The organism is Clostridium beijerinckii (assembly GCF_036699995.1).
Taxonomy (GTDB): domain Bacteria; phylum Bacillota; class Clostridia; order Clostridiales; family Clostridiaceae; genus Clostridium; species Clostridium helianthi.
This window is the reverse complement of the sequence record NZ_CP144906.1, coordinates 4,498,678-4,524,229: the sequence shown is the minus strand read 5'-3', so window position 1 is coordinate 4,524,229 and position 25,552 is coordinate 4,498,678. Positions and strand designations below refer to the sequence as shown.

The window sequence follows — 25,552 nt, the reverse complement described above, 5'->3', positions numbered from 1 at the left end:
TACATTGATATAGTACGTCAACTTGGGAGGACTCATTATTCTCTGACTTCAGAGTATGGAAAACAATGATTAGAAATCAGAGGTATTCAAATGATAATGAGTAGTCGGATTACACCATAGTACTGAAGAAATGAGTAATGACCATGGAGGGAAGGGTGTAACATATTATAGACCTTGAAAAGAGAAACAGAAATTCTCACACAGAGGAGGAAAAAAATGTACACAAAACTTGAGAGGATAGCAGAAATAGCTGGAAATAATCCTAAAGAGAAATTTACATCACTAATGCATTTAGTTAACAAGGAAATGCTAATTTTATGCCATTATGAACTGAGCGGAAATAAGGCTACAGGAGTGGATAAGGTAACAAAGGAAGAATATGAAACTAACTTAGAGAATAATATTGATAATCTACTAATTAGAATGAAGACTTTTAAATATAGACCGCAGCCTGTAAGGAGAGTATACATAGATAAGTCTGGTTCAAACAAGAAAAGACCTCTAGGTATACCGGCATATGAAGACAAAGTTGTACAATTAGCCATTAATAAAATATTAAAATCAATATATGAACAAGATTTCATTGATAGTTCTTTTGGGTTTAGACAAAATAGAAGTTGTCATGATGCTCTTAAAATCTTAAATGTATATTTATCTGAAAAGAATGTGAATTATGTTGTAGATGCTGATATTAAAGGATTCTTTGATAATGTTGACCACAAGTGGTTGATGAAATTTCTTGAACACAGGATTGCAGACAAGAACTTACTTAGATATATAGGTAGATTTTTGAAAACTGGAATAATGGAAAACGGAAAGTTTTATAAAGTATATGAAGGAACTCCACAAGGGGGAATAATATCTCCAACATTAGCAAACATTTATTTACATTATGTTTTAGATATATGGTTTAATAACTTTATCAAAAAGAAGTGTAAAGGACAGGCGTACATAGTACGCTATGCGGATGATTTTGTTTGCTGTTTTCAGTATGAAGACGAAGCGAAAGCTTTCTATGAAGCATTGAAAAACAGATTAGACAAATTTAACTTGCAGGTAGCTGAAGATAAAACTAAAATATTATATTTCGGTAAGAATGCCTACTATGATAGAAAATTCAAGAGAGCATGAAAGTTAGAATCATATAAAGATAGAACTTTTGATTTTCTAGGATTTACACACTTCTGCAGTTGCAGAAAGAATGGAAGTTTTAGAGTTAAGAGGAAGACTAGCTCAAAGAAATTTGGAGCTAGCATAAAGAGATTGAATGAATGGTTAAAGAATAATAGAACAGTGCCGCTCACATTATTAATGGAGAAACTGACACAGAGACTAATAGGATATTATAGGTATTACGGAATCACTGACAACAGTTTAAGTCTCGCAACTTTCAGATATTTAGTAAGAAAACTAACTTTTAAATGGCTAAACAAAAGAAGTCAGAAAAGAAGTTATAACTGGAGAAGTTTTGACACTATGTTTGAGTGCTTCAAAATACCTAAAGCTAAAATATATGTTAATATTTTCAACTTAAAAGAAGATATATCATATATACTGTGAATTATAATGTGGGGAGCCGTATGCGGGAAATCCGCACGTACGGTTCTGAGAGGGGTTAGGGAAGTGATTCCCTAGTCTACTTACCAAATCATAAATATTTTGTTCCGAAAAGCTATGAAAATATTGCTGAAGGTTCTAAGCAGCAGGGTGTATCCACTTTAGCATGCTCCAACTTTCCTAGGGAAGCTCGACTCATTACATTTGCTGAGGAAGTTCGAGAACCCAAAATAAAATTTTGGACTCTCACTTCACAAGCTAAAATGGAACAACCTACAGCTAAGAACCTTTAACAGCTCATTTTCAAATGTTTTCTACACAAATATATTTATGATTTCTAGTTAAGATACGAGCTTAAAGTATTAGAAATTTTACAAATATATTCATCTAATAAATCTAGTTTTGAAGTTGAACACCATGGAAATTGAAAGTACAAAGTTCTAATATATATTACGAAAATAATCCTTCATAATAATTCCGAAAATACTATAAGAATTTTAGTTGTAATTGTGAAATGTGCATTTTGAATTGCAACATATATGAGTTCTAAATTATATAGTCATTCTTTATAAAATTATTCAGTTTGTAGTGTCTAATAGTCTAAATAAGGCTCTGATGAATTAAATTTGGATTGGCTGTTGGAACAGATGGAATTGTTATTTTTTTGAATGTGACTAGTATAAAAATATGGTATAATAAAATAGAATAGCAATGTTAAGTCTGCAAGGGAGGTAATTAATGAAGTTAAGGAAAGCGAGTATTATAGGGGGAATAATTTTAGTTTGTCTCATCATAATAATAGTCATAATACTGTATAATCTGATTGGTCCAGGTGCAAAAGATATTAGGGCATCTAAGGATTTTATGGCTAGGTTATATTCAATTAATGCAATAAATACTGAACAAAATTTAGAATCTATAAAATATGAAAGAAGAAGGACGCTAAATAGTCAGAATGAATTAGTTCATAGAAGTATAGTAACTCAAGGTTTTGGTATAGATTTAGATAAAGATAATAATGTAATAGGTTTTGCAAAAAAAGAAATTCCAGCAAATGCAACAAAAATTAATTTACAAGATGCTAGAACTTTAGCAGAAGGGTACTTAAAGAACATATATGATGGAGAAGTGGTCTTAAAGACAATTAATAGCAATGAGGATGCTAAAAAGCTGCCATATTACTCATTCATATATACAAAGCAAAAGAATGGATATCCGTTTTATTTCGATGAAATAAAATTAAATATTGATAAAGAAAGTGGATTTCTAGATGGGTATTCCAACTCTACAATGCAAAGGGAATGTAAAGATCCTGTAATAAATATTTCTAGTGGAGAAGCAAAAAAAATATCCGTTGACTCTTTTGAAAAATACAATAAAGAAACTGTAGTTAAAGATGAAACTGATTTAGTTTATGCAGATAATAGAATGGAAAAAGAAAAAAATCCAATATATGAAGTCTGTTACATTGTAACTATAGATGGTAAAAATGATAAGGAGGCAAATATTAGTTGGAAGTTTTTTATTAGCGCTGAGAGCGGTAATGTTTTAAATATATTAAAAGATGGCGCTGAAAAAGAAGTTATTACAAATAAATAAAAAGATAGAGGATAATCTGATATTTGATTATCCTCTATCTTTTTTCATTTTATAGAAATTTAAAATTTAGCAAATTCATAATATACTTGAGCTATTTAATTATTTGTTGGTGGATGCTGATTGTTACTACCAGGTCCGTAAGAATTATGTGTAGTATTCTTGTTACCACCAGTGCTAGCATTATTAGAATTTGAATTATTATTCTCATTATTATTTTCAGTTTTCTGTGAAGGTTCCGTACTACCAACGACAGGTGGAGCTAGTGCGTCATTATTAGTTGCAGGAGGAGTCTCGGAATCTGCTGGGGCATTACCCGAATTTGAATTATTATCTGCAGGGTTTAAATTAGCCGAAGATCCGTTATTAAAATTATATCGATTAGTGCCAGAGTGTATTGTGCAATTTGAAGTTGGTTGTGTTCCATCGATGAATAATTCTTCATAAACCCTGCTTCCTCTAAGGTCAAAATTACAGAAAAGGGTTGAAAGTTCACCAGAATCCTTACAAACACTAGCTTTTACTATTCCGCTAGGCTCTTCTATATCTTTTACCTCTAACTTTGCATGAGCTTTAGCCATTAATTTTCCCCAAACAACAGCGCACCCACTTGAACTACCATGGAGTTCTTTAGGATTATCATATCCAATCCAAACAGAAGCTGATAAGTAAGGTGAAAGTCCTGCAAACCATAAATCTGTGGAATTAGAAGTAGTACCAGTTTTACCAGAAACAGGCATATTGCCCCACTTTGCACCAGTAGCATTGTATTCATTTACTGGTCCTTTTAACATATCATATAGAATATATGCAGCTTGTGGTGAAAAAACTTTTGCTTGTTTTGGCGAAGTATTATCAAGTAAAACTTTACCTGTAGAATCAACTACTTTTGTATATAGCATAGGCTCTGTATATATACCGTTATTACCAAAGCTGCCATATGCAGCAGCTAAAATAGATGTATTACCACCGTCCCTATCACTTGGAGAGTTATTGAATTGTCCTAAAGCAACAGCTGCCATTGATGACTTAGAAGCAGCGTTATACTTTAGGCCAAGCTTTTCACCGTATTCAATACCAGTTTTCATACCGATCTTATCTTCTGTTAAAACTGCACCAGTATTCTTTGAATGCGTAAGAGCATCTCTTGAGGTCATAAGTCCTGAATATTCATTAGGGGAATTTAGAGGATTATAAGGACCATCTTTTGCTGGAGAATACTTCTTTCCGATTTCAGGAGGTATTGGTGCATCATTTATAGGTGTTGCAGCAGTTATAATTTTTTGATCTATACCAGGACCATATACCGTTAATGGTTTTGTAGATGATCCGATAGGACGCAAATCATTATAAGCTCTATTTATTGATTGCGGACCTTGTTTACCACGTCCCCCAACCATTGCAAGAACATGACCATTTCTGTAATCCATTATTGTTGCGGACGCTTGTAATAAAGGAACACCATCTTTATCGTAGCTTTCCTTGTTATTAATTCCTAAGTTTTTATAATTATCTAAAGTAGATTGGGTAAAATCTTGAAGATCTTTATCCATGGTTGTATAGATTTTAAGACCACCATTAACCATTAATTTAGATACTTCTTCATCTGAATATTTATATTTTTCCTTTAGGTCTTCTTTTACCTGAGACACAGCAGGATATACAAACCATTCATAATTTAATCTATAATCCTTTTTAATTGATTTAAATACTAGACCACCATTTTTAACATCGTTAGCGGCCTTATCATATTGAGCGTCATCAATATATTGAAGCTTATGCATCTGACTTAAAACAGTAAGTGTTCTATTAATATAAGGACTTGGATCCTTTTGATTGTTATAAGCACTATATGAACTTGGAGCTTGAGTAATTCCGGCTAGATATGCACATTCAATCAAAGATAAATCGGGTGTGCTTTTACCAAAATATAATAAAGATGCAGCCTCCACTCCATACACATGACCACCTAGGGGGATCGTGTTCAAATAAGCTGTTAAAATTTGATCCTTTGTTAATGCCTTTTCTAAATTAATAGCTAAATAAGCTTCCTTTATCTTTCTTTCAAGAGAAACATCATTAGTTAAAATTGTGTTTTTAAGTAATTGTTGAGTTAGTGTAGATGCTCCATGTAGTCCTTTTTGTCCAGTAACAAATCTCTTTGCATCTAAAAAAGCTGCACCTACAATTCTCTGAATGTCTATTCCATTATGTTGGTAGAATCTTTCATCCTCGATGGATACAAAAGCATTTTTTAAGTTAGATGGTATTTTGCTTGAATCTATAACGTAACGCTCCTCATCAGTCTGCATATTATCCATAAAGTCCCCAGCACTATCATATATACTGGAAGGTTGGTTTAAAGTTAATACAGCATCGACATTTAGAGGAGGCGTAGTTTTTATAATAGCAAAAGCATAACCTGCACATACTACTAACATTGCAAGAAAACAAAATATAAAACCAAAACATATGCCCTTAAAAATTTTTTTTGATTTCTTTTTCTTCTTTTTAGATGGCTTTTTTTTTCGTGGGGCATTGTTTGGTTTTTTCACGTTATCATTAATTGCCATTTTATCCTCCTAAAATTACAAGGTATATAATTTAATAATATTCTATATCATTATAGCATAATTATAGTATGATTAAATAAATAACTCAATAATAAAGGTGTTGACAATGCAATATTATACAAGACGAAAAACGCATAAATACATATCATTTATAGTACTTATTATAGTTATTATTGTCATTTTAAACATAACTGTAATGTTTTTTGATCAAAGGGTCATGCCCTCTGTGACAGAAATAGCGACAATAATGGCAAAGTCCCAAACATTAGATATAATAAATAAAAAAAGTGTAGATATTTTATCAAAAGATTTTAAGTATGATGAGATGGTAAAAATTGAAAAAGACAACCAAGGCAATATAATTTTAATTCAAGCGGATACTGGAAAATTGAATTATATAGCAGCTGAATTGTCTACAGAATGTAATAAAGAATTAAGTGATATGAAGAACAATGCAATAAAAGTTCCTTTAGGCTGGATGAGTGATAAAAGTGCCTTTTATAATGTTGGCCCTAAGATAAGTGTTGAGATAGAGCCTATAGGAAATATAAGTACAAGTTATGAATCTAAATTTGAAAGTGCTGGAATTAATCAAACTAGGCATAAGATATACTTAAATGTTACAGCTAAAATCAGGCTTAGACTTCCACTAAGGAATCAAGATGCTGAGGTGAGCACACAAGTTCCGGTTTCAGACACAATCATAGTTGGAAAAATACCAAATACAACTCTTGGATTTCCTACAAATGAACAAAATAATTAGCAATTCACAATTTATAATGAACAATTCACAATGTAAGAAGAAATAAGACAAGGCTTCGCCTTATCTTATTTCTTTTTAAATCGAATTCTTAACTATGCTATTTAGAATTTTACATAATTCTCTACATTTTAATAATATAGGGTTTCCAATAATCTGCTCAATGGTACTTGATTTAATAAGTAATTCTATCCAATACTCGGTTTCATTTGCTTCTTTTAAAGCTATATTCATTTTAAATCTAAAATCAGACTTACTAAAACCACGAATACCCTCCTTTACATTAGCTCCAATGCTTGTTCCAGATCTCAATAATTGTTTAGATAAAATATACTCTTGTTTATCACGGATTAAAAATTTGTATAAATCTATTATATCAAGAGCAAAATCAAAAGACTTAGTGGCAATGATATTAGCGTCTATTTAAATCACCATCCTAATTTTTTTTTGATATCATAATTATTGACAAGGTAAAAAGATTTAAACAATTTGCAATTAAGGAACAAAGTTCTGTAGGAAATTTAAGAACGGAAAATTAAAAAAATCCCGAAGGGATTTTTTTAATTGTGAATTGTGAATTGTGAATTGTGAATTGGAATAAAAAAAGAACCGTGAGGTTCTTTTTTTTATTCCCAATTAAATACGTAAGGAACATTTCTATAATAATCCCCGTAGTTTAATCCGTATCCAACTACAAATACATCGTCAATTTCAAAACAGCAGTAATCAGGTTGTATATGTACTTTTCTACGAGAAGGTTTATCAAGAAGAACACAAGTCTTTACAGAAGCTGGGTTCAAACCTTTTATGTAATTATAAACGAAATCCATTGTAATTCCAGTATCAACTATATCATCAACTATAAGAACGTCCCATCCTTCAATATTATCAGAGATATCATTAACTACTTTAACAGACCCAGAAGATGTTTCGCTATGTCCGTAGCTTGATGTAGTCATAAATCCTATTTTAGCATCTAAATCTATAGCTCTAGCTAAATCAGCAGCATAGATAAAACTTCCACGAAGTAAAGATAAAATGTAAAGTTTTTTACCTTTATAATCTTCAGCAATAGTTTTTCCTAATTCCTTTATTCTTGTATTAATTTGTTCTTCAGAAAAAAGAATGTTACGTTTCTTATCTTCCATGTTTAAAAAACTCCTTTTATATTTATTTTTCAAATGTACACATTTCCTTAAAAATACACAGCTTATTATTAGCATATAAGTTCTAAAATAATATAATTCATTCTATTTGGTTTACAATAACTGATAGTTTAAATTTATTTTTGATGAATTTAATTTTTTAGAATACATAATATATATGTTGCAATTCACAATGCACATTTCACAATTCACAATTACGGCTAAAATTCTTGCAATATTCTTAGAATTATGATGAAGAATTATTTCTGCAATATATATATGATTACAGATAAAACATTCATAGGTATTTATAAATTGTGCATATTTTTCAAGTTATGTGATAATTTACTCTAAATTTATAAAATGTATATTGTCAAGTGTAGATTATTAAAGTTATAATTAATGAATTAATAGTATAAAATTATATGAAAGTTGTCAAGATAGGGATATGAGGAAAATAGCGAGTTAAAGATGTAATGAAAAGTTCTTATGTGCAACATACAGGCTCTTTTCTAATATGTATATTTTGCGTCAGGAAAGTAGGAAGGTTTAACTTATAAAGAACTATCAAGGTAAACCTAACGATCCAGTATGACACGAGATAGATAAACATACTGGTTTGTTATTTTCTTAAATATCCCTTGGCTAATGTGAGGTGTTTATATGATATATGGAAATATTGAAGGAATTAGAAAATCTTTAATAGAAGAGTTAGAGAATATTTATTCTATAAGAAATTTAAAGGATGAAATATGTAATGAAGAAATTTTAAATATTATTTCTAGAGTTTCTAGTTTTATTGAAAGAGAAATCAGTGTAGCTATAAATAGAAAAGGTAATGTCACATCTGTTGCAATTGGAGATTCTACATCTGTTGAGGTTCCAATAATAGATATAGATGAAAAGAGATTATCAGGTGTTAGAGTTATACATACTCATCCAAATGGTTATTGTAATCTTTCAGCGCTAGATTTAACAGCTCTATTAAAATTAAAGCTAGATGCAATTATATCAGTGGCTATAACAGATGGTAATATAATAGATTTTTCTTTGGGAATGCTTAGTTTATATAACAATAAATTAGAAACAGAAGAAAAAAGTAATCTTTCTTTAAATGAAATTATGTCTATAAATATTTTAGATAGGATAAGATTTATAGAAAATTTAATTAAGAACAATGATGTCATAGAGGAAACAGAAGAAAAAGCAATATTAGTTGGTTCTGATACAAAAGAAAGTCTAGAGGAATTAGCAGAGCTTACAGAAGCCTGCAACATACCTGTTTTAAAAACTGTATTCCAAAGCAGAAGTAAAATTGATGCAGCATACTTTATTGGACGAGGTAAAGTGTTGGAAATTGCTTCTATGAGGCAGGTAGAAAGAGCTAATGTAATAATATTTGATGATGAGCTTTCAGGATCTCAAGTTAGAAATTTAGAAGCTGCATTAGGAGCCAAAGTAATAGATAGAACAACATTAATATTAGAAATATTTGCAACAAGGGCTAAAACTAAAGAATCAAAAATTCAAGTAGAGCTAGCTCAGTTGAAATATAGATTAGGTAGATTACAGGGACTCGGAACTATATTATCTAGAACAGGTGGTGGTATAGGAACTAGAGGACCTGGAGAAAAGAAGCTTGAAACAGATAGAAGACATATAATGGAAACAATATATGATTTAAAAGATGAGCTTAAGAAAATAAAAAGAACTAGAGAAGTACAAAGAGAAAAGAGAAGAAAAGAAAATATTCCTAAAGTATCTTTAGTTGGATATACTAATGCAGGAAAATCAACTTTAAGAAATACACTTTGTGATTTGGCAGCAAAAAATGAAAATAAAACTAAGGAAAAAGTATTTGAAGCAAATATGCTTTTTGCAACATTAGATACTACAACAAGAGCTGTAACTCTAAGTAAAAAAGGAGTAATAACTCTTACAGACACAGTTGGTTTTGTAAGGAAATTACCACATGATTTGGTGGAAGCATTTAAATCAACTTTAGAAGAAGTTATATTTTCAGATCTTCTATGCCATGTAATAGATGTATCTTCAGATAGTGCAATAGATCAATATAATGCTGTAAATGAAGTTTTAAGTGAGCTTGGGGCTATAGATAAAGAAACAATATTAGTTTTAAATAAAATAGATAAAGCTACTGAAGAACAAAAAGCGCGAATTAAAGAATTTGCAGTAGGAAATTTTGATGTAATAGAAATTTCGGCTAAAGAAAAAATAAATTTAGATAAATTGCTAAGTTTAATTGAGGAAAAATTGCCATATAATTATAGAAAAGTAGAGTATTTAATACCTTATGAGAAAGGCGATATTCAATCTTTCTTACATAGAAATGCTAGAATACTTGAAGAAGAATATAAAGATAATGGAACATATATGGTAGCAGAAGTAGATGATGAAGTTTTTAACAAAACTCAGGAATACGCTAAGATATAAGGTTAACTGATTAAATATAATAATAAATATAGTTCTTCCGTAATATACTTAAATAAGAATTGTTATAGGAGACTATAGTTTATGGAAACAAGTGGACCATTAAATCAATTAGATCCTAGAAGCGCAAGATCCCTAAGAACTGCTCAGAGGGCATTGAATCAGGGAAGTACAGGTGCTAATGCGACTGATGCCGCTGGTAATGAAAATGTATCATCGGATTTAAATAATGAACTAAGAGATATGCAGAATCAAGTATTAACGCAATTATCAAATATGAGTACAGCAATAGCACAAATAAGTGCAGCTCAAACTAATGTTGCTTCAATTAGAGTCGAGCAGATAAGTTTAACTTATTTTACTAGAGAGGTACGTCCTTTACTTGATGCATTATACTTTATCTCTATATCATCTTTAAATATAGCAGGAGTTGCACAGGTAATACAAAGTAATACTTTTGGTGAGAGAAAAGAACTAAGGGAATCATTGGAGCTTGTTTATGAAATGAATCACGAACTTAATCAGATATTAGAGTCATTAAGCAGGCGTTTGAAGATTTACATACATCAGATAAAGAAAATGGATAAAGATTGTCCGCCATTTGTGAATAGAACAGAAGATTCTTAGATATTATATTTAAGAATCTTTTTTTATTCTCTAGGAAATTATATTGTTGGATAATCTGTGGATAACTTATAAGAAAGGCTGATTTAGAAGGCTGGCTTTTAAAAGAGAATAAAAAAGAAAATATATTCGCCTGCATAAAATGTTCTTATATGCAGCAGAGCTGCTATTTCTGATGTGCAGATTTTTCTCACATGCGTTCGAAAAGGCAGATGCGTGAAAAAATCTCCGGCTCCACAGTCGCCTGCGATTTTGTTCTTCGAATATTATGGATTTGAATAGTACTGTAAAGTAGTACCTTTAAATAAATATTTCTTTACGTTATAATGTTAGTAAGTTTGTTATAAAGTAAAACTTTGATTCAGATGTGATTAAGCTTTATCTAGAATTTAATTGTACTTATGCCTTAAAAGGCAAGATCTCAAGAAGCTTGCAACTGTTATTTTTTAATTAAAATGAATAAATGCTTTAGGTGATAGCCATCTGATAAACAAAGTATACAATGTCTTAGTAAAAGAAGGTGAAATTAAGTGTCAAAATCCATATTAGAATATCAGAAATCCTCTGAAAAGTTAATAAATGTATTGAAGACCAATAAAAAAGTGTTGGCTATATTTGCATTTGGAAGCATAATTAGCGGTGATCTTTGGGAGGAATCTGACATAGATTTATTCATTGTATATAAGGATATATTTGATAATGTTAGAGACATATATTCTGAAATACTAGGGGTACCGGTACATATAAAGGTCCTAAATAAAGAAAGCTTTTTGGAACTATACGAAAGTAATGGGAATAAGGGAGTTATAAGGAACTTACTAATATCTTCTAAAATAATATTTTCAAGAGATGATGAAATTGAGAGCATTTTTAATAAAGCCAAATATAGTTTAGATAAATACAGAGAAACTTGGAACTTGGTGTATTTAGGTAATGTTATAAAAGATATTAGAGTAACTAAAAAGTATTTGCAAAACAATAGTGTTTTTACATCTTATGAAGTTTTAATAAGAGCTCTAGATAGTTTTGCTAAGTTATATTTAAATTTAAATGGATACACTGTAAGTAAAGACGCAGTAAAAATGGCTATAAACTTAAATAATAAATTTAATGTTATAGTTGATAATTTGTTTAATGATAAATGCGCAAAGGAAAATATACAAAACGCTGTAGATTATATCGAGAATTTTCTAGATGAAAATATAAATGAGGCCGCTAAGTCTTTACTGGATTATTTATATGAAAAAAATGCATTTTTAAGCTCCTTTGAAATAAAAAACAGTGATGAGTTCAAGGAATTTAATATAAAAATAGAAGATATACTAAAGGAATTATACAAGAGAAAATTAATAATGAAAGATACTAAAAATTTGGATTTGCCTTCTAATGAAAAGTTAGTCAGAGAGAATGTGTATTCATACAAGAGTTATGAGGCACAATCAAAAAAATAGTCTTACAATCAATTAAAGGAGAGTTTTATGGATATTTATAAAGATTTTGCGTTTAAAGATGATGATATCCCTAAGTATATTCAAGTAGCTAATTATATAAAAAGTTTAATTGATAAAAGAAAGATAAAAGAAGGAGACAAACTTCCAACAATAAGAGAGCTGTCAAAAAAATTAGGCGTAAACAATGTCACTATAGTTAGTGCATACAATAAGCTTAAATCAGAAGGTTATGCCTATCAAAAGGTAGGAAGCGGTAGTTATGCAAAAAGAAAAGAAGTTGCTTCAAATTTTAGAAAAGAATATTCAAATGCATTAAAAAAGATATCCATGGGAGATTTAACTGATGTAATAGATTTTACTGGGGAGACTACAGGGGAAGTGCTATTCCCTATTGATGATTTAAAAGGAATTATAAATGAAGTTTTAGAAAGAGATGGAGCAAATGCATTACTTTCAGACAACAGAAATGGATATACTAATCTTATTTATACTATAAATAAAGTATTTTGGAATAATAAATTAAACGATGAAGACATAATAATTATATCAGGTGCTCAACAAGGAATTGATATAGCATCTAAAGGAATATTAAATATAAATGATAATATAATAGTTGAAAAGCCAACATATGTAGGAGCATTATCAGTATTTAAATGGAGAAAAGTTAATTTGTTTGAAGTGCCAATTGATGAAGATGGAATAAACTTAAATAAATTTGAAAAGATATTACAGAAAAACGAAATAAAGTGTTTTTATACAATGAGTTATTTTCAAAATCCAACAGGAGTAAGTTATAGTATAGAAAAGAAGAAGAGAATTTTAGATCTTGCAGAAATTTATGATTTTTACATAATTGAAGATGATTATCTATCGGAACTTATATATGAAAATTCATTAGAATATGTGCCGTTTAAATGGCTTGATAAAAATGATAGGGTAATTTATATAAAAAGTTTTTCGAAAATATTTCTTCCAGGAATAAGATTAGGATACTTAGTTGCACCAGAAGTATTCAGTGAAACTCTTCAAAATTCAAAGCACAATACAGATATAACTACTTCAAGTTTAATGCAGAGGGCTCTGGAATTATATATTTCGAGTAATAAGTGGAAAAAGAATATTAAAAATCTAAATGATGAATATATAAAAAGGTATACGCATTTAAAAACAATTCTAGATAGTGAATTTAAAGATATGTTAACCTACAATGATCCAAAAGGTGGATTAAATTTTTATATAACTTTAAAAGATGAATTTAAGATTAATACTAAAGAACTTTTTATAAAACTTAAAAAGAAAAATATATATATTACTCCAGGGGCTATGTTCTTTACATCACAAAATGATGGACAAGATTCTTTTAGGATAGCCTTTTATCAAACCGATAAGGAAAAGATTGAGAAAGGTATGAAAATACTTAAGGAAGAATTAATTTTGGCTAAGGAACTTAGAGTTGAGAAGTGAAATTACTTAGGGAGATATTTTTACTAATAATTTTATCTGATGTTTAACCACTGTAACACTCCAATCTTCTATTAAAGTGGTAGATAAAAGTGGCACAATCCGAGATAAGTTTAACTAACCTTTAATGGCAGATTTACCATCAAGGTGCACATAAAAAACTCTCTCTGAAGCTAGGTTTCACTTTATGCTAATATTCTTAAGAATTTTAGAATATATATTTTAAACAATATTAGAATATATATTCTGTACAATATATATTCTTAAGAATATGCAGTAAAAATGCAGCATAGGAAGGTATTATAATATTCTAATTATTTAAGTATGTATAAAATTGTTTTAAATCAATATGCGTACTATATATTCTGATTTGAGATTGAAAAGGAGCTAGATTGATATGTCGTACATTACAGTAAAAGACTTTGGTGAAGATAGATTTGAAGAAAAGAAGTCAGAGTTTATTGGTTATGCAAAAAGGGTGGAAAATGAAGAGGAAGCTAAAGCTTTTATAAATGAGATAAAGAATATGCACAAGCAAGCAAGGCATAATTGCTCAGCATATATAATCGGAAAAGACATGAATATTCAAAGGTACTCAGATGATGGCGAACCACAGGGAACAGCAGGAATACCAATTCTTGAAGTGATGAAAAAAAGTAGAGTGACAGATTGTGCAGTAGTTGTTACGAGATATTTTGGGGGAATACTTTTAGGGGCAGGTGGTTTAACTAGAGCTTATACAAAAGGTGCCAGCATCGCAATAAAATCAGCTGGTGTAGTGGAAAAGGTTGAAGGACTGAAACTAAGTTTTGAAATGGAATATGATCTTTTTGGAAAAGTTCAATATACATGCGGTCAAAATTCTTGGCATATAGAAGATACTGAATACAGCGATAAAGTGATTGTTAATATATTAGCTGAAAAGTTAATGGCTGAAGATATAGAAAACGAGATTGTAGAAGTTACTAACGGAAAAGTAATAGTTAGAAAAAGTGAAGAGGACATATATTTTAAAGAAGGAAATAGATTATACTTGAAAATATAATTAGAGTACTCTAGGATTATGGTTCGTTGCTTATAGATATCCAACTTTAAAACTAGACTTATGTGGTAACTTGCCGAAATCATAAATATTTTGATTCCGAAAAGCTATGAAAATATCGCTGAAGGTTCTAAGCGGCAGGTTGTATCCACTTTAGCATGTTCCAACTTTCAGTTTGACAAGCTAAAATGGAACAACCTACAGCTAAGAACCTTTAACAGCTCATTTTCAAATGTTTTCTCCACAAATATATTTATGATTTCTAGCTAAAGATAATCATTTATATACAGTAAATATGGAAATATGTTCACAGAATAAGTCTAATTAATAATTGGAATGTCTATAGTTACGTATTTAAAGCTCAGCGAAACACTTCGTAAAAGAATGAGAATACAAGCTGATTATAAAATTTATTATTCATAATTAACTACTTCTGGAGATTTTTATTTCAAAGTAAAAATTTAGTTCTAACAATAAATTTTTTATAACATGAAACTTAGATTTAGGCATATTACAATGAACTAAGTCATTAATCAGATAGAGTAAAAGGATGGAGATTCAATTGCAATGTAAATTTTATATTTTAATAAATATTATAGAGAATTATTTGGTAATAGGATAATTGTGAACTTATGTAAAATGTGGTATAATAGCTGTTGGATTTTGTATTTTAAAGAAAAAATCATTAATTAAATGAATAACTTGTAATAAGAATCGTTACAAATAGATATTATATATATTGTTAACATGAAGCTATATTCAAAACTTAGTAAATCAAGTGTTAAAATAAGATCAAGGTATAGGGACTTAATTGCAATATATATTTATAAAAACATAGATAATTATTACGAATAAAGTAAGGAGGAAAACATATGTCAGGACACTCAAAGTGGCATAACATTCAAGCAAAAAAGGGCAAGACAGATGCAAAAAGAGGTAAGATTTTTACTAAGATAGGTAAAGAAATTGTGATGGCTGTTAAAAATGGTGGAGCTAATCAAGATACAAATGCAAAATTAAGAGATGTAGTTGCAAAAGCCAAGGCAGCAAACATGCCTAATGATACTATTTCAAAAGCAATTAAAAAGGCATCTGGTGAATTATCAGCAGTTAATTATGAAAATATAGTTTATGAAGGTTATGGACCTAGTGGAGTAGCTGTAATAGTTGAAACTCTTACTGATAATAAAAATAGATCTGCTGGAAATGTAAGAAGTGCATTTACAAAAGGCGGCGGAAACATGGGTACATCAGGTTGTGTATCATTTATGTTCCAAGAAAAAGGTGAAATTGTCATTGAAAAAGAAGATAAAGATGAAGATGAATTAATGATGATTGCCTTAGATGCTGGTGCAGAAGATTTCGCATCAGAAGAAGAAGTATTTGTAGTAACAACTGCACCTGAAGAGTTCGGAACAGTTAGAGAAGCATTAGAAGCACAAGGTATTGAATTCTTAGAAGCTTCAGTTAAGATGATTCCAGATACATACACAGCAATAGATGAAGCTGATGCTAAGAAATTCCAAAAGATGTTAGACTTACTTGATGACGATGACGACGTTCAAGAGGTGTACCACAACGCTGAATTCCCTGAGGGATGGGATGAATAAGCTGTTTTAGGCGCTTTTAAATTATAAAAAGCTCTGGATGATATACTTATTAAATAATAACACTTTCAATATTGATATACATAGTTAATTGATATTGGAGGTGTTTTTTTTGTTACTTGTAGATTTATTAATTGTAAAAGGAAAGGATAGCTTATTGTACCAGCCAAGCTATCACTAGTTGGTTATTATATTTTTTAAAATAAAATGATAAATAATTAATAAGAAATTATGTTGTAAATTCAATTGCCTAATTCTTTTTTGATTGCAAACTAAGATCTTCTGGTGTAGATATATAAAACATGATTAACAATATTATTCAATAGTTGTAAATTTTTTGTAAACATGGTATTATGGAATGGAAATATAGAGGGCAATTAGCTTAAATCCTTATATGAAGAGTGATAAAAAATCTAGAACTATCCAGTAAATAATTATTACTATTTTTAGAAGAAAAGTTTTAAACAAGATAGACCAAATAATGATCATTATGGTATAATTACTACGGCATATATTAGCTGTATTTAATATGTTATGTAAGAAATAAAAGAAAAAGCAAGTATATTTTGTTATAAGGAAACTTTGAACCATATATTTTAACTGGGCACTTTATATATGGTGAGTTAGTAGTGCAACCGACCTTTATATTTATAAAGGCCGGTTTTTATATTTTTTAAGATTATTTGTAATACATTTACAAATAAGGAGATAATATATTAAAGAGAGACTTTGGTTAATTATGATTAAAATTTAAAGAAAGAAAATTTTATTATTTTAATATAATTTTTATTAAATATTTTTGAAAAAATAAGAATAAGATACAAATTTATACACAACAACGTTTACAAAAAAGTTAAATAATATTAAAATATACAATGAGAGGTGATTTTTTGGATTATACATTAATATGTATTTTAGGACTAGTTATAGGTAGTTTTTTAAATGTTTGTATTTATAGAATTCCTATAGAAAAATCAATTGCTTTTCCGCCGTCTCATTGTACAACCTGTAAACATAACTTAAATCCACTAGATCTAGTACCTGTATTTAGCTATATATTTCTTAGAGGAAAATGTAGGTATTGTGGTGAAAAAATATCTATAAGATATCCTCTTATAGAAATCTTAAATGGATTGCTGTATTTAATTGTATACGCAAAGTTTGGATTAGATCTGATTACCATAAAATATTGTATTTTGGTATCTCTTTTAATCGTAATTAGCGCTATAGATTTTGACACGCAGTTTGTATTTACAAGTACTACGATTTTTGGAGGAATAGTTGGCATTTTATTTATATTATTACAATATGCTTTATATAAGAATAATGTTCTAGATTTAATTCTAGGAGGAATACTAGGAGCAATAATAATAGGATTAATAGTGTTTTTAACAAGGGGAATGGGTGAAGGTGATATTGAAATTGCGACTGTGTGTGGATTATTCCTGGGAGTTAAAGGAATTTTATTAGGCTTATTTCTAGCAATTGTATTAGGTGGAATAATAGGAATAATTGTTTTAATATTAAAATTAAAGAAAGCAAAAGAAAAGATAGCGTTTGGTCCTTTTATAGCAATAGGAAGTTTGATTTCAATGCTCTACGGAGCAGAAATATTAAAAGTTTATTGGAATTTGTTGTTGTAAAGATATACTTTTTTACAATAACTTTACTTGTGAAAATCATATAGCAAACTTATACTAATTATAAGGTGCTATGCCGCATTTTATACATAATTCATAGGAAAGGTGAGACTCAGAATGGCAACTGAAAAAAGAAGACTAGGTAACATTCTTGTAAATGCGGGAAAAATTACAGGATATCAATTGCAAGAAGCATTAAAGTCTCAAAGGACACTAGGGAAGAAGCTAGGGGAAATACTACTTGATAGTAAGATTATAACTGAAGAAGATATAATAGAAGCAATAGAACAGCAGACAGGAATTAAAAAAGTAGATTTAAATACAATAAATTTTGATAAAAAAGCTATAAGTATAATTCCTAAAAATTTATGTGATAAATATAATCTGATACCATTCGGATTTGAAAATAATAAAATTAAGGTTACTTTATCTGATCCATTAAATATATATGCAATAGATGACGTTGCAATATCTACTGGGTTCGAAATAGAATCATACATATCTAAAAAGGATGACATAAAAAAGTTTATAGAAATATATTATAGCAGTCAGCAGGTTAGCTTGGCAGCTCAACAACTTTCAAAAGAAAGTTCTGAAGCAAAGAATTTAAAAGTTAATATAGATGAAATGGATACTGTTAAGAATGCTCCGGTTGTAAAAATGGTAGAGTACTTATTTAAGAATTCAATAGAACTAAATACATCAGATATCCATATAGAACCATTTGAAAATGAAGTGAGAATACGATATAGAATAGATGGCAAATTACAGACTGTAAATGTTATTAACATAGAAAGCTTAGGTCCGCTAGTAACAAGAATAAAAATACTTGCAGGATTAAATATAGCAGAAAAAAGAATACCACAAGATGGAAGAATAATGACGAGTGTAGGAGGAAAAGAAGTAGATCTTAGAGTTTCAATACTTCCAGTAGTTAATGGGGAAAAAATAGTTATAAGAATCCTTAACAAATCTATGGGGAATATAGGCAGAGATAAACTAGGAATGAGTAATGAAAATCTAGAGAAGATGGATAGAATTATTTCAAATCCACATGGAATAGTATTAGTTACAGGACCTACAGGAAGTGGTAAATCTACAACCTTGTATACAATTTTAAGTGAATTAAACAATGATCAAATAAATATAATTACTGTAGAAGATCCAGTTGAATATACGCTAAATGGAGTAAATCAAGTGAGTGTAAATAATAAAGCCGGATTAACTTTTGCAAGTGGACTTAGAAGTATATTAAGGCAAGATCCAGACATAATTATGATTGGTGAAATTAGAGATAACGAAACAGCAGAGATTGCTACTAAAGCGGCTATAACAGGTCACTTAGTTTTAAGCACACTTCATACAAACGATGCTCCGTCATCTATAATAAGGCTTGTTGATATGGGAATAAAACCATATTTAGTTGCTACGTCAGTAGTTGGAATAGTAGCTCAGAGATTAGTTAGAAAAGTATGTATGAATTGTAATGCTCCATATGAAGCTACGGAATATGAAAAAGAAATCCTTGGAATTGATAAGGACAAGCAAATAATTTTAAATAAAGGTAGAGGATGCGGATATTGCAATAACACAGGGTATGTTGGAAGAACTGGTGTGTATGAGGTGATGGAAATTACAAGAGAACATAGAGAAGCTATTAATCTAGGAAAAGATTCAGATATACTTAGGGATATATCAATAAAAAATGGAATGAATACATTAGTTGCTGAATGCAGGAAGTTAGTAATAGACGGTATAACGACAATGGATGAGCTTGCAACAATAACGATGACTAAGGAATAGACAGATATTTATTCATACTAATTTTTTGGGGGGGATAGAAGTGGCCAATTTTAAATACAGAGCAATGAATGCAGATGGAGAAAAAATTGAAGGTATGCGTGAAGCAGATTCTAAGGGAGAAGTAATAGATTTTATATCCTCAAATGGATATTATCCTTTAATGGTAGAAGAAGTAATCGAAAGCAGTAAAATAGAGCTGAACTTCAATGATAAAGTTAAGATTAAAGACATCTCAATTTTTTGTAGGCAATTTTATACTATGCTAGATGCTGGAGTACCTATATTAACTTGTTTAAATATATTATCTAAACAAACCCAGAAGAAAAAATTAAAGGAAGCAATTGTAGAAATTGAACAAGAAGTTCAAAAAGGTGGAGTTTTGTCTGAAGCAATGAAGAAGCAAAAAAAGATATTTCCAGAACTTTTAGTTGGTTTGGTTGAAGCTGGTGAAGCTAGTGGTACACTAACTAGTATAATGCAAAGAATGGCGACGCATTACGAGAAGGAAAATAAAATAAATAATAAAGTTAAGAATGCTATGATTTATCCAATTATATTGAGCTTAGTAGCAGTAGTGGCAGTTGTGTTTATACTAACTTATGTTATGCCAACATTTAAAGGTATATTTGAACAAACGGGAACAGTATTGCCATGGTCGACAAGGCTTATACTTGGCAGCGGAGATTTCCTGAAAGAAAATTTTATATGGATTATAGTTTTTATAATATTAAGTTTTGTTGGTATAAAATATTATTTTAATACAGAAAATGGTTCAATTACTTTAAGTAGAATAAAACTTAAACTTCCAATAATAAAAAAGTTTACTGAGATGGTTATAGTATCTAGGTTTACAAGAACTTTATCTACACTATTAGCTAGCGGATTATCTCTAATAAACGCAATAGATATTGTATCGCAGGTTGTGGAAAATAGAATAGCAGAAAAGGCGTTGAAAAAGGTTAAAGAAAGAGTAGTTAAAGGTGAGGAATTAAATACTTCAATGAGGGAGTCGGGTATATTTCCAGAAATGCTTTATTCAATGATAAAAATTGGAGAAGAAACAGGATCTATTGATGAAATTTTAAATAAAACAGCAGATTTTTATGATGAGGAATTGGAAACTACAATACAGGCAACAGTTGCTTTAATGGAACCAATATTAATAGTAGTAATGGGACTTGTCATTGGATTTATTATAATGTCAGTAATGCTTCCAATGTATGATAGTTATACTAAAATTTAAAAAGTTAAAATGATGCACGTGAAAAACACAGTGCATTATAAAATATAAATTATATAAAAATTAGGAGGAATTAATATGACTAGTTTATCAATCAGAAAAATGAATGAACTATCAAAGAAAAAGAAGAAAGGATTTACATTAGTAGAATTAATTATCGTTATTGCCATTATTGCAATATTAGCAGCAATTGCTATCCCTAAGTTTGGACAAATTACTAGAAATGCAAATATGAAGGCGGATATAGCTACAGCTAAAAATCTTCATGGTATAGCAGCACAATTGATTGCAGAAGGTGGAGATGTAACTGATGCTAATATTGATTCTAGTATTGCTGCTAAACTTGATGGTTCGCCTGCAGCATTGCCTAACACTAAGTTAGATAATAGTGTAGCTTTTCAAGTTAGATATACTCCAGGAACTGGTGATATAGTGGTAACTGCAGGAGGTGGAGATGAAATATATCCAACTCCATCTGGTGATTATGCATCTTAATAAGAATAAAACTATATGAGCTTATTAAAAAAGTGTAAAGCTAAAATAAGCTTTACACTTTACTCTATACACTTAAATATATGAGGGAAATGGGTGGGGGAAAATGGATTTAAGTACGATTAAAGAATTAATGAGTGTTGATATTAAAGATATTAAAACTAAACTATCAAAAAATAGTAGAAGTAATAAAAAGAAATATTTTAAGAAATCAGAAAAAAAGAGAAAAGTGGTGGCTTTTGATATTGGGAATAAAACTACTAAGATAGTTGAAGGAATTTATTATAAGGAGAATTTAACTATTAATAAATTTATAGAGATTGCTACACCTAAGGGAGTAATTTTGGATGGAGCAATAGTTAATCAAGACGCCCTTATTTCTAAGTTGAAGCAAGTTTTATCGGAAAATTCCATAACTGCTAAAGAAGGAATATGTACCAATAATTCTACTTCAATTATAAATAGAGAACTTACAATACCACAGGTAGAGAATGATGAAATTGAAACTGTAGTTAGGTATGAGATTCAACAATACTTACCTATAAATTTAGACGACTATGTTCTTCAAATTAATATTTTAGGTGAAGAAGAATTTCAAGACAATAAAAAGCTAAGTGTTCGTGCTATAGCATATCCTGAAAAAATGGCTAGGGGATATTATGAGCTTTTAGAAGCGTTAAATTTAAAGCCATATGCATTAGATGTTAATTATAATGCATTAAACAAGTTAATTAATTATATAGATGCTATTAATGAATATGAATATAATTCTAAAGAATCAGTTGTTTTTATAGATATGGGAGCAACGAGTCTTGATGTTAACATATATAATGAAGGAATCTTGCAATTTACAAGAATAATAAAGACAGGTGGGACTGATCTTAACGAAATATTAGTTGAAGTGCTGAATCTTTCAGAAGATGAGATTGAACAATACAAAGAGAGAAATATAAATCTAAAAGAAGATAGGCTTGATACCCAAAATAAAGTCATAGTAAACGAAATTGATGACTGGATTGATAAAATAGAAAAAGTAATACAATTTTATAAAAATAAAAATATGGGAATTGGTGTAGATAAGGTATTTATTTATGGAGGTACATCTAAGATTAAAGGATTGTGCAAATATATGACTTCGAAGCTATCAATAAAGGTAGTAAGGATTAAGAGCATACCTAAAATAAACTTTAATACTACTAATGTGGCATATGAATCTATCGACAATTTTATTAATGCAATAGGTTCAATAATAAGATTGTAGAGGAGAGATTAAGAAGTGAGAGATATAAACTTTTTTAGTTATTATCAGGGAAAAAATCAAGAAAAAAAGGATGAAAAAATATACTTTTATATAGCTTACGGAATATTAACTTTAGTAATTTTAGTAACAGTTATCATAAATTCAGTTAAAATTTTTACTCTAAATAGTCAAATAAAAAGTTATACTGAAAAATTAAATAATACAGACATACAAGCACAACTAAAAGAAGCTGATGAAGTAAACGGTAAAATAGAGGTTTTGAGTAAATATGAAAGTAGAGTGTCGGATGTTTCTAATTCCATTGTGAAGAATGATATTGTAACAGATGATTTATTAAATGATATATCTAGTACTATTCCAAGTGATGTTTCATTTAAGAGTTTTAAAATAGAAGGCTATGATTTAACAATAAGTGGAGTTTCACATACTAGGGAAGCTATTAGTGAATTTGAGCATAATTTAAAAGATGTATCTAAAATAAAAAGTGTTCATATAATAAACATAAATTATGGAAGTGCAGTAGGTGAAGATTATTCCTTTGATATTACTTGTGTGTTAAAGGAGGTTAAATAATATGAAAATAAGTAAAAGAGAGAAGCTAATGCTACTTATCTTAGGTTTTTTCGCAATAGGAATTTTATATTACCAATTTGGTTATACAGCACTTAGTAAGGCGGTAGAAGAAAAAACTAAGGCTAAAAATCAAGTTGAAGAAAAGTATAATAAGGCTATGCAAACTATAAATTCTATAGAACTCCAAAAAAGTAAGGTAAAAGTATTAAATGCTAAGATAACAAGTGAAGCTAATCCATTGTATCCTACAATAAGTCAAGAGCATATAATATTAGAACTAGACAAGTTGCTAAAAGATAGCGGATTAGAAGGTGGAATGACATTTGAAACAGTAGAAGTTAAAGAAGTAGAATCAATAAAAGGATCACAAAAAGATAAAGAATTACCAGAAAGCTCTTTGCAAAAAGATGCAGATGAATATAACCATAAATATGGGGAAGAAAAAGACGAAAAGAATAATGTAAACAAAGAAGATAATAATAAAGATTCTGATTCAAATAATGGAACTTTAACAAATTCTGATAATAATGTTTCGAATATAAATAATAATAGTAACTCAAATTCTACAAAAGATAAAAAACAAATCGATTCAAATACCGTAGCTCAACTCAAAATTAATTTGAGTTTTAATGGCAGTTATGATGCGGTAATCAAATTTTTGAATTCTCTTGGGGAATATAATAGAAAAATACCTGTTAGTAATATTAGCATAAATGAAAAAAGTTTAGAAGAAGTAACAGGGTCATTAAGTATGACTATATACTCTATTCCTAAGATAGATGAAGATATAGAGAGCTATTTAAAGTGGAATTTAAATAATACCTATGGAAAGTCACAACCTTTTAATATAGGAAGTGCCGCTGGAACCGGAATAAAATCAAATACTGATAGTAGTGATTTTATGGTTGGAGTAAGGTCATCTACTTCAGAATTACCAACAGTTATGATAGGCAAGGCTAATGATGAATTGAGAACTACGTATGCTTATGGTGATGATAATAGTGAATTAAGTGCGGAAATGGTACTGACCCAAAAAGATGATAAATATTATTATAAATATAAAACAAACATTGATAAAATCCCTGTAAATTATAATGACTTAGGTAATGAATTTGTACCAAATAGCGAAAATATAGTTTTAGGTATATCAAGTGAAAGTAGAGTCACATCAAATGATAAATCTGGACTAAAATTAAAGATAATTAATAATACAGATAAACTTGTACAAGTAGATATAAGCGGAGATGATATAAGTGATCCAAGAGTTTCGATTGATGGAGATGGTAAAAATATAAGTGTCAATCAAAAGTAGGTGAAATTTATGAGAGAGAAACCTAAAAAACATGGCGGATTTACCCTAGTAGAAATGATAATAAGTTTTGCATTACTTGCAATATTAATGACTCCAATTTATTCGATGATAATATCAACGATGAATCATAATAAAAGTGGAGAAATAAAACAAACTGCTTCGCTTCAAGGGCAAGAGATATTTGAAGAAATTAAAAGTCAATCTATATCTCCAGTTATGGATGGTAGCGGGAACACTACAGGAATCAAGATTGGCGGTACAGTAATTCCAACTTCAATAAACCCTGAAAGCGGTAAACGTGAAGCAGTAAAAGATATTGGAAATGGCTATAAGGCTAAAGTTACAATAACAAAGAATAATTCAATAAATCTTGATAAAACAGTAACGTCAATTGCAACAAGTAATTTTAGTGTTAATTTAAGTGGCCCTACTACACTTGGAACTTTAACAGTTGGATTAAATAGTGGAAAAGAAGGAATATTACATTATACTGATTCAGAAGATGTTTTAAATTTAGTAGTAAATACTAAGACTGAAGGAAATAAAAAGTTAATAGTAATTAAAGATAAGGATAATAATGTAATTAAAGATAAAGATGGTAATGAACTTTCTAGCGAATTAGAAGTAAGTGATGAGGAGAAAGATAATCAAATAAAGTTAACTTTAAATTTTGATAATTACAAAGTTTCAAGAGAGACAGACCCGGCAAAGTTAAGAAGTGTTAGAGTAAGTGTATATAATCAAGACGACGTTCCGTTAAATATATGTTTGCAAAAATCAATGGACTTAGATGTAAGTGTAGATACTAAAATGGGGAATGTTAGAACATTTGATAATCGTACAAGTAGTTCTAATAGACTAGGAGAATTGTATGATATAGATGTTGTAATAACTCAAACAACAAATGGTGAAACCAAGGTTATTTTTACTGGTAAGACTAGTCAGAATATAAATATTAATTAGG

At 29.4% G+C, this 25,552-nt stretch carries 21 protein-coding genes and 1 riboswitch; of the genes, 18 read left to right on the top strand and 3 right to left on the bottom strand.

The genetic code is table 11. The features are described 5' to 3' along the window. Positions 1 to 216 precede the first annotated feature (216 nt). The 3 genes from ltrA (at position 217) to PZA12_RS20740 (ending at position 3,156) form a co-directional block, all read left to right on the top strand. Positions 217 to 1,131 (top strand): group II intron reverse transcriptase/maturase, encoded by a 915-nt coding sequence (ltrA, locus tag PZA12_RS20750; protein WP_012059836.1) that lies wholly within the window; start codon positions 217 to 219, stop codon positions 1,129 to 1,131. 132 nt (positions 1,132 to 1,263) lie between these two features. Continuing rightward, on the top strand, positions 1,264 to 1,560 hold the full coding sequence (locus PZA12_RS20745; protein WP_171786255.1) for a group II intron maturase-specific domain-containing protein: 297 nt from the start codon (positions 1,264 to 1,266) through the stop codon (positions 1,558 to 1,560). Between the two features lie 735 nt (positions 1,561 to 2,295). Further along, positions 2,296 to 3,156 carry a YcdB/YcdC domain-containing protein gene (locus PZA12_RS20740; RefSeq protein WP_012060388.1) on the top strand — a complete coding sequence of 287 codons (861 nt, stop codon included), beginning with the start codon at positions 2,296 to 2,298 and terminating at the stop codon, positions 3,154 to 3,156. Positions 3,157 to 3,251: 95 nt separating this feature from the next. Here PZA12_RS20740 and PZA12_RS20735 read toward each other — a convergent pair whose 3' ends face one another. Beyond that, positions 3,252 to 5,726 carry a transglycosylase domain-containing protein gene (locus PZA12_RS20735; RefSeq protein WP_103697529.1) on the bottom strand — a complete coding sequence of 825 codons (2,475 nt, stop codon included), beginning with the start codon at positions 5,724 to 5,726 and terminating at the stop codon, positions 3,252 to 3,254. 106 nt (positions 5,727 to 5,832) lie between these two features. On the opposite strand from PZA12_RS20735, the gene yunB reads away from it, so the two are divergent. Continuing rightward, entirely contained in the window at positions 5,833 to 6,489 is a 657-nt protein-coding gene (gene yunB / locus PZA12_RS20730; protein WP_077868600.1) for a sporulation protein YunB, read from the top strand. Positions 6,490 to 6,564: 75 nt separating this feature from the next. On the opposite strand, the gene PZA12_RS20725 is transcribed toward yunB, so the two are convergent. Together PZA12_RS20725 and hpt are read right to left on the bottom strand one after the other, a co-directional pair. Further along, a complete protein-coding gene (locus PZA12_RS20725; RefSeq protein ID WP_087701135.1) occupies positions 6,565 to 6,909 on the bottom strand; it encodes a four helix bundle protein in 345 nt (114 codons plus the stop codon). 203 nt (positions 6,910 to 7,112) lie between these two features. After that, positions 7,113 to 7,634 (bottom strand): hypoxanthine phosphoribosyltransferase, encoded by a 522-nt coding sequence (gene hpt, locus PZA12_RS20720; protein WP_023973253.1) that lies wholly within the window; start codon positions 7,632 to 7,634, stop codon positions 7,113 to 7,115. A gap of 660 nt (positions 7,635 to 8,294) precedes the next feature. On the opposite strand from hpt, the gene hflX reads away from it, so the two are divergent. From hflX to PZA12_RS20650, 14 genes are all read left to right on the top strand, one after another. Next, entirely contained in the window at positions 8,295 to 10,085 is a 1,791-nt protein-coding gene (hflX, locus tag PZA12_RS20715; protein ID WP_039769539.1) for a GTPase HflX, read from the top strand. Between the two features lie 81 nt (positions 10,086 to 10,166). Further along, entirely contained in the window at positions 10,167 to 10,709 is a 543-nt protein-coding gene (locus PZA12_RS20710; protein ID WP_023973251.1) for a hypothetical protein, read from the top strand. A 527-nt stretch (positions 10,710 to 11,236) separates the two neighbouring features. Further along, positions 11,237 to 12,157, top strand: coding sequence for a nucleotidyltransferase domain-containing protein (locus tag PZA12_RS20705; RefSeq protein WP_023973250.1), 921 nt, complete (start codon positions 11,237 to 11,239; stop codon positions 12,155 to 12,157). A 27-nt stretch (positions 12,158 to 12,184) separates the two neighbouring features. Next, entirely contained in the window at positions 12,185 to 13,621 is a 1,437-nt protein-coding gene (locus PZA12_RS20700) for a PLP-dependent aminotransferase family protein (protein WP_103697528.1), read from the top strand. 394 nt (positions 13,622 to 14,015) lie between these two features. After that, positions 14,016 to 14,663, top strand: coding sequence for a YigZ family protein (locus PZA12_RS20695; RefSeq protein WP_077841744.1), 648 nt, complete (start codon positions 14,016 to 14,018; stop codon positions 14,661 to 14,663). A gap of 869 nt (positions 14,664 to 15,532) precedes the next feature. Further along, the gene (locus PZA12_RS20690) at positions 15,533 to 16,270 is read left to right on the top strand and encodes a YebC/PmpR family DNA-binding transcriptional regulator (protein WP_103697527.1); all 738 of its coding nucleotides are present in this window, start codon (positions 15,533 to 15,535) and stop codon (positions 16,268 to 16,270) included. 564 nt (positions 16,271 to 16,834) lie between these two features. Continuing rightward, positions 16,835 to 16,917: riboswitch (cyclic di-GMP riboswitch) on the top strand. Between the two features lie 240 nt (positions 16,918 to 17,157). Next, on the top strand, positions 17,158 to 17,910 hold the full coding sequence (locus PZA12_RS20685; protein ID WP_103697526.1) for a prepilin peptidase: 753 nt from the start codon (positions 17,158 to 17,160) through the stop codon (positions 17,908 to 17,910). Positions 17,911 to 18,024: 114 nt separating this feature from the next. Beyond that, complete coding sequence (locus tag PZA12_RS20680) at positions 18,025 to 19,710, top strand: GspE/PulE family protein (protein ID WP_103697525.1); 1,686 nt, start codon at positions 18,025 to 18,027, stop codon at positions 19,708 to 19,710. 40 nt (positions 19,711 to 19,750) lie between these two features. After that, positions 19,751 to 20,953 carry a type II secretion system F family protein gene (locus tag PZA12_RS20675; protein ID WP_103697524.1) on the top strand — a complete coding sequence of 401 codons (1,203 nt, stop codon included), beginning with the start codon at positions 19,751 to 19,753 and terminating at the stop codon, positions 20,951 to 20,953. Between the two features lie 75 nt (positions 20,954 to 21,028). Beyond that, entirely contained in the window at positions 21,029 to 21,445 is a 417-nt protein-coding gene (locus tag PZA12_RS20670) for a prepilin-type N-terminal cleavage/methylation domain-containing protein (RefSeq protein ID WP_103697523.1), read from the top strand. 103 nt (positions 21,446 to 21,548) lie between these two features. Continuing rightward, positions 21,549 to 22,703 carry a type IV pilus assembly protein PilM gene (gene pilM, locus PZA12_RS20665; RefSeq protein ID WP_103697522.1) on the top strand — a complete coding sequence of 385 codons (1,155 nt, stop codon included), beginning with the start codon at positions 21,549 to 21,551 and terminating at the stop codon, positions 22,701 to 22,703. Between the two features lie 15 nt (positions 22,704 to 22,718). After that, positions 22,719 to 23,276: a PilN domain-containing protein gene (locus PZA12_RS20660; RefSeq protein ID WP_103697521.1), complete on the top strand. Its 558-nt coding sequence runs from the start codon at positions 22,719 to 22,721 to the stop codon at positions 23,274 to 23,276. A 1-nt stretch (position 23,277) separates the two neighbouring features. Beyond that, the gene (locus PZA12_RS20655; protein WP_103697520.1) at positions 23,278 to 24,588 is read left to right on the top strand and encodes a pilus assembly protein PilO; all 1,311 of its coding nucleotides are present in this window, start codon (positions 23,278 to 23,280) and stop codon (positions 24,586 to 24,588) included. 9 nt (positions 24,589 to 24,597) lie between these two features. After that, positions 24,598 to 25,551 carry a type IV pilus modification PilV family protein gene (locus tag PZA12_RS20650; protein ID WP_103697519.1) on the top strand — a complete coding sequence of 318 codons (954 nt, stop codon included), beginning with the start codon at positions 24,598 to 24,600 and terminating at the stop codon, positions 25,549 to 25,551. The last annotated feature ends 1 nt before the right edge of the window (position 25,552 follow it).

Bases quoted from the DNA above. Each gene is read 5' to 3' on its own strand.
- ltrA (WP_012059836.1), top strand. From the start codon at position 217: ATGTACACAAAACTTGAGAGGATAGCAGAAATAGCTGGAAATAATCCT.
- PZA12_RS20695 (WP_077841744.1), top strand. From the start codon at position 14,016: ATGTCGTACATTACAGTAAAAGACTTTGGTGAAGATAGATTTGAAGAA.
- PZA12_RS20700 (WP_103697528.1), top strand. From the start codon at position 12,185: ATGGATATTTATAAAGATTTTGCGTTTAAAGATGATGATATCCCTAAG.
- PZA12_RS20735 (WP_103697529.1), bottom strand. From the start codon at position 5,726: ATGGCAATTAATGATAACGTGAAAAAACCAAACAATGCCCCACGAAAA.
- PZA12_RS20650 (WP_103697519.1), top strand. From the start codon at position 24,598: ATGAGAGAGAAACCTAAAAAACATGGCGGATTTACCCTAGTAGAAATG.
- PZA12_RS20690 (WP_103697527.1), top strand. From the start codon at position 15,533: ATGTCAGGACACTCAAAGTGGCATAACATTCAAGCAAAAAAGGGCAAG.
- pilM (WP_103697522.1), top strand. From the start codon at position 21,549: ATGGATTTAAGTACGATTAAAGAATTAATGAGTGTTGATATTAAAGAT.
- hflX (WP_039769539.1), top strand. From the start codon at position 8,295: ATGATATATGGAAATATTGAAGGAATTAGAAAATCTTTAATAGAAGAG.
- hpt (WP_023973253.1), bottom strand. From the start codon at position 7,634: ATGGAAGATAAGAAACGTAACATTCTTTTTTCTGAAGAACAAATTAAT.
- PZA12_RS20680 (WP_103697525.1), top strand. From the start codon at position 18,025: ATGGCAACTGAAAAAAGAAGACTAGGTAACATTCTTGTAAATGCGGGA.
- PZA12_RS20710 (WP_023973251.1), top strand. From the start codon at position 10,167: ATGGAAACAAGTGGACCATTAAATCAATTAGATCCTAGAAGCGCAAGA.
- PZA12_RS20655 (WP_103697520.1), top strand. From the start codon at position 23,278: ATGAAAATAAGTAAAAGAGAGAAGCTAATGCTACTTATCTTAGGTTTT.
- yunB (WP_077868600.1), top strand. From the start codon at position 5,833: ATGCAATATTATACAAGACGAAAAACGCATAAATACATATCATTTATA.
- PZA12_RS20670 (WP_103697523.1), top strand. From the start codon at position 21,029: ATGACTAGTTTATCAATCAGAAAAATGAATGAACTATCAAAGAAAAAG.
- PZA12_RS20740 (WP_012060388.1), top strand. From the start codon at position 2,296: ATGAAGTTAAGGAAAGCGAGTATTATAGGGGGAATAATTTTAGTTTGT.